We start from the raw sequence: 4,203 nt of genomic DNA on the forward strand, positions 1-4,203 counted from the left end.
CGATCGCCCTTGCGGACGCCGAAGTCCTGCAGGATCGCGGCGAAGCTGGAGACCTCGTCGACGCCCCCGCGAGGCGGCGCTGGCGCGCGAACTCACCAAGCGGTTCGAGGAGGTGCGGCGGGGAACGCTGCACGAGCTTGCGGCCGCGCTCGCCGACGAGCCTGATCCGAAAGGCGAGATCGTGCTGGTCATCGCGCCCGCCGAGGCCGCCGAACCGTCCGAGGCCGACCTTGACGGGCTCCTCCGGCAGGCGCTCGCCGGCGCCTCGGTGAAGGAGGCGGTCGCGGAGGTCGCCTCCGCCACCGGAGCGCCGCGCCGCGAGGTCTATGCCCGCGCGCTCGAAATCAAGGCCGGCGGATAGCCTTGCCCAGCGCCCAGGCCCGCACACGCGCGTTTCGTCTCGGGCTCAAGGCCGAGACGGCCGCGGTGTGGCTGCTGCGCCTGAAAGGCTGGAGGATTCTTGCCCGACGTTTCTCCGAAGGGTCGGGCGAGGTCGACGTGATCGCGGCGCGCGGTCGCACCCTCGCCTTCGTCGAGGTCAAGGCGCGCGCTGACTTTCGGTCGGCGAGCGAGGCCATTACGCGTCGCCAGCAGGCGCGGATTCGCCGGGGCGCTGAGAGCTTCCTTGCGCGCCGGCCCGCTTATGCGGGATATCTCGTCACCTTCGACGTGGTGCTCGTCGCGCCGCGCCGGCTTCCGAGGCACATGCCGAACGCGTTCGGCCTGTAGCAGTCGCGGGATCAGTCATGTCGCTTCGCGTCGCCGTTCAGATGGATCCGATCGAGCGGATCAACATCGCCGGCGACTCGACATTCGCGCTGATGCTGGAAGCGCAGGCGCGCGGGCACGAGCTCTTCGTCTACACGCCGGAGCGGCTCTCGCAGATCGGCCGTGACGTGTTCGCGACCGGGCGCCCCGTGGAAGTGCGCGACGTCCCCGGCGATCACTTCACGGCGGGCGAGGAGATGCGGATCTCTCTCGCCGAGGAGACCGACGTGGTGCTGCTGCGGCAGGACCCCCCTTTCGACATGGCCTACGTGACCACGACCCACATGCTGGAGCGGGTGCACCCGACGACGCTTGTGGTGAACGACCCGGCCAGCGTGCGGAACGCGCCGGAGAAGATCTTCGTGCTGGATTTTCCGGACCTGATGCCACCGACGCTCGTCTCCCGCGACAAGGCCGAGATCTCGGCGTTCCGGGCCGAGCATGGCGACATCGTGGTCAAGCCGCTCTACGGCAATGGCGGCGCGGCGGTGTTCCGCCTCACGGCCGACGACCTGAACTACGGGTCGCTGATCGACTTCTTCTCCACGAGTTTCCGAGAGCCCTGGATGGTGCAGAAGTTCCTGCCGAAGGTCTCCGAGGGCGACAAGCGCATCCTGCTGGTCGACGGCAAGTTCGCCGGAGCGGTCAATCGCGTGCCTGCGCCCGGCGACCTGAGATCCAACATGGTCCGCGGAGGCGCCGCTCAGACGACGCAGATCACGGGGCGTGAGCGGGAAATCTGCGACAGGCTCGGACCGGAGCTTTCGCGCAGAGGGCTGATCTTCGTGGGCATTGACGTCATCGACGGCTGGCTGACGGAGATCAACGTGACGTCTCCGACAGGCATAAGGGCGATCAAGCGACTGGGCGGTCCGGACGTCGCGGTCACCACCTGGGACGCGATCGAGGCCCGGCTCGGATGAGGTTCGCCGCGGCCATCGTTTTGGCGGGCGCGCTCGCGGCGATGGTCACGGCCGCCCACGCCCAGGACATCCGGCCTTCCGGGTTTCAGCTTCCCCCGCTCGGGTCAATCACCTCGCAGACCCCGGCCAAGGAGCTGTTCGGCCGCGTGACGCGACCGAGCGATGGGCCGGACCGTTCGATCGGCTTCTACTCGAACGGCTGTCTTGCAGGCGGCGTCGCGCTGCCGCTCACCGGCCCCACCTGGCAGGTCATGCGGCCCGGCCGCAACCGCTTCTACGGGCGCCGGAAGCTGGTGACCTTCGTCGAGCGCTTCTCCCGGCGGGTGGCGTCGCAGACGTCCTGGGCGGGGCTGCTGATCGGCGACATGTCGCAGCCGCGCGGCGGCCCGATGCTGGGCGGCCACGCCTCCCACCAGATCGGGCTCGACGTCGACGTCTGGCTGCGCCAGATGCCGGCTCAGGTCATCAGCATGGCGCAGCGCGAGACCATCATGTCGACGGTGGTCGTGTCGGACGACAAGCTCGACGTGAACCGCTACTGGACCCCCGACACGCTGCAGGTGATCAAGGCCGCCGCGACCGACCCTGAAGTGGAGCGGGTGCTGGTCAACCCCGCGATCAAGAAGGCGGTCTGCCGGCAGGCGCGCGGCGACCGCTCATGGCTCCAGAAGGTCAGGCCGAACAGGGGTCACGACTACCACATGCATGTTCGGCTCGGCTGCTCTCCCGGCGAAAGCTCGTGCCGCCCGCAGCGGGACGTGACGCCGGGCGAGGGCTGCGGCCGGGAGCTCGACTACTGGTTCACCGACGCCGTCCTGAACCCGAGGCCGGCGCCGCAGCCCACGAAGCCGCTGCCGCCCTTCACGGTCGCCAAGATGCCCGGGGCCTGCGCCGCGGTCCTCGACGCGCCCTGACGGCGGGCGAGTTGACAGCGCCGCTCCGGAGGGCTTCACCCTTCGGTCCGATTGGTGAAGGGCGACGGGCCCCCTCGAAGCGATGAACCAGGCGACGATCGAACTCTCGGTGAATGCGTCGGCGCGGCGCGAGGCGGACTCGCCGCGCTCGCTCGTGGCCGAGATCTCAAGGCCGCTCAAGCTCGAGTCCGGCGCGACGCTCGCGCCGCTGCGGATCGCCTACCAGACCTATGGCGAGCTCAACGCCGACCGCAGCAACGCGGTCCTGGTGTGCCATGCGCTGACCGCCGACCAGCACGCGGCGAACGTCCATCCGGTGACGGGCAAGCCCGGCTGGTGGTCGACCATGATCGGGCCGGGCCTGCCGATCGACACCAACCGCTTCTTCGTCATCTCGTCGAACGTGGTCGGCGGCTGCATGGGGACGACCGGCCCGGCGTCGACCAATCCGGCGACCGGCGAGCCCTATGGCCTCGATCTCCCGGTCGTGACCATCCGCGACATGGTCGACGCTCAGGCGATGCTGATCGACCATCTGGGAATCCCCGATCTGTTCTGCGTGGTCGGGGGCTCGATGGGCGGCATGCAGGTGCTGCAATGGGCTGCCCGCCATCCGGACCGGGTGTTCGCCGCGGTGCCGATCGCGAGCGCGGCCAAGCATTCGGCCCAGAACATCGCCTTCGACGAGGTCGGCCGGCAGGCGATCACCGCCGACCCGGACTGGCGCGCGGGCCGCTACCTGCTCGAGGGCACCGTGCCCCGCAAGGGACTGGCCGTCGCCCGTATGGCCGCGCACATCACCTATCTGTCGGAGCCGGCGCTCCAGCGGAAGTTCGGCCGCAACCTTCAGGACCGCGCGACCCGGACCTTCGGGTTCGACGCGGACTTCCAGATCGAGAGCTATTTGCGCCACCAGGGCGCCAGCTTCGTCGAGCGCTTCGATGCCAACAGCTATCTCTACGTGACGCGCGCGATGGATTATTTCGACCTCGCGGCGGACCATGGCGGCTCGCTCGCCAACGCCTTCCTTGGCACCAGGACGCGCTTCTGCGTGGTGTCCTTCACCTCCGACTGGCTGTTCCCGACGGAGGGTTCACGCCAGATCGTGCACGCGCTGAACGCGGCGGCAGCGAATGTCAGCTTCGTGGAGATCGAGACCGACAAGGGTCATGACGCGTTCCTGCTCGACGTGCCGGAACTGTTCGCGACCACCAAGGGCTTCATCGACGCCGCCGCCAAGGTGCGGGGCCTGCCGGAGGCAGGCTGAGCCCCGGCTCGACCCTGCGCCGATCAGAACACCGGCGGCAGCTTGTAGACCCTGATCGGTCCGATCTCGACCTTCCCGCGATCGATCCTGACGCGGTAGCTCGTGGCCGGCGCCCCGTTGAGCTCCGCCGGGGCGCCGAGCATCTGCGCGCCGATCCCGAGCAGCGACGCCAGGCCGGTCTTCTTGCCTTCGCCGAACAGGCTCTGCACGACATTGTCGACGTCGTGGCTCCGGTCGGGCCCGGAGCCCGCAAGTCACCTCGAAATCCGTTCTTTTTCGAGGCGCTGATCACGCGGCGTAGACCAGCGACCGAGATAAGAGGGGGCCGGAG

At 69.0% G+C, this 4,203-nt stretch carries 5 protein-coding genes and 1 pseudogene; 5 read left to right on the top strand and 1 reads right to left on the bottom strand.

The features are described from left to right. The 5 genes and pseudogenes from ACIKT0_RS14115 to metX form a co-directional block, all read left to right on the top strand. Positions 1-361: pseudogene (locus ACIKT0_RS14115) on the top strand (hypothetical protein); the annotation flags it as partial. A gap of 2 nt (positions 362-363) precedes the next feature. After that, positions 364-729 (top strand): YraN family protein, encoded by a 366-nt coding sequence (locus ACIKT0_RS14120; RefSeq protein ID WP_407105954.1) that lies wholly within the window; start codon positions 364-366, stop codon positions 727-729. Between the two features lie 17 nt (positions 730-746). After that, positions 747-1,691, top strand: coding sequence for a glutathione synthase (gene gshB, locus ACIKT0_RS14125; protein ID WP_407105955.1), 945 nt, complete (start codon positions 747-749; stop codon positions 1,689-1,691). Beyond that, a complete protein-coding gene (gene mepA, locus ACIKT0_RS14130) occupies positions 1,688-2,605 on the top strand; it encodes a penicillin-insensitive murein endopeptidase (protein ID WP_407105957.1) in 918 nt (305 codons plus the stop codon). The genes gshB and mepA overlap by 4 nt, the downstream gene beginning before the upstream one ends. 82 nt (positions 2,606-2,687) lie before the next feature. Continuing rightward, positions 2,688-3,872: a homoserine O-acetyltransferase MetX gene (gene metX / locus ACIKT0_RS14135; protein WP_407105958.1), complete on the top strand. Its 1,185-nt coding sequence runs from the start codon at positions 2,688-2,690 to the stop codon at positions 3,870-3,872. A 23-nt stretch (positions 3,873-3,895) separates the two neighbouring features. On the opposite strand, the gene ACIKT0_RS14140 is transcribed toward metX, so the two are convergent. Further along, positions 3,896-4,081 carry a hypothetical protein gene (locus ACIKT0_RS14140; protein WP_407105959.1) on the bottom strand — a complete coding sequence of 62 codons (186 nt, stop codon included), beginning with the start codon at positions 4,079-4,081 and terminating at the stop codon, positions 3,896-3,898. Positions 4,082-4,203 lie beyond the last annotated feature (122 nt).

Origin of the sequence: Hansschlegelia beijingensis, assembly GCF_045505405.1 — a bacterium.
Taxonomy (GTDB): Bacteria; Pseudomonadota; Alphaproteobacteria; order Rhizobiales; family Methylopilaceae; genus Methylopila; species Methylopila beijingensis_A.